This window comes from Actinotalea ferrariae CF5-4 (assembly GCF_000603945.1).
Classification (GTDB): Bacteria; Actinomycetota; Actinomycetes; order Actinomycetales; family Cellulomonadaceae; genus Actinotalea; species Actinotalea ferrariae.
The window spans coordinates 1-818 of the sequence record NZ_AXCW01000531.1; the positions used below are offsets into that span (position 1 = coordinate 1).

Here is an 818-nt window from a genome sequence, read left to right on the forward strand (position 1 = left end):
GACCGACACGGCGGCGCACCCGGCGCGCGCGACCGACGCGGAGGTCGCTGCCGCGGTCGCGGCGCTGCGCCGCGGCGAGCTGGTCGCCTTCCCGACGGAGACCGTCTACGGACTCGGTGCCGACGCGCGCGACCCGGACGCGGTCGCCAAGGTGTTCGCCGCGAAGGGCCGGCCGGCCGACCACCCGCTCATCGTCCACCTCGCCCGTGCGGAGCAGCTGGACGACTGGGCGGTCGACGTGCCCGAGGAGGCCCGGCGGCTCGCGGACCGGTTCTGGCCCGGACCGCTGACGCTCATCCTGCGCCGGCACCCCCTGGTCCCCACGGCGGTGACGGGCGGGCAGGACACGATCGGGCTGCGCGTCCCGCGGCACCCCGTGGCCCACGCCCTCCTGGAGGCGTTCGGCGGGGGCGTCGCCGCGCCGTCGGCGAACCGCTTCGGCCGCGTCAGCCCGACGACGCGCGAGCGGGTGGTCGCCGAGCTCGGCGACGTCGTCGGCACCGTGCTGGAGGGCGGGGACTGCGAGGTGGGCCTGGAGTCGACCATCGTGGACCTCAGCGGCGACCGCCCCCGGCTGCTGCGCCCGGGTGGGATCAGCTCCGCGGAGCTCGCCGAGGTGCTCGAGGCCGCCCCGACACGCGAGGGCACGGGCGCGCCCCGCACCCCGGGCCGACTCCCCTCCCACTACGCGCCGACGACGCCCGTGCGCGTCGTCGACCGGGACGCGCTCGACGACGCCGTCGCGGGCGCGGTCGAGGCGGGTCGGCGCGTCGTGGTCCTGCGCGTCGAGGGCGACGGCCCTCGGCCGGGCACCGCGG

At 78.9% G+C, this 818-nt stretch carries 1 protein-coding gene; it reads left to right on the forward strand.

Annotated elements, in window-relative coordinates; translation table 11 throughout:
• The coding region (locus tag N866_RS19190; RefSeq protein ID WP_052023276.1) for an L-threonylcarbamoyladenylate synthase at positions 1 to 818 on the forward strand (818 nt) is incomplete at both ends.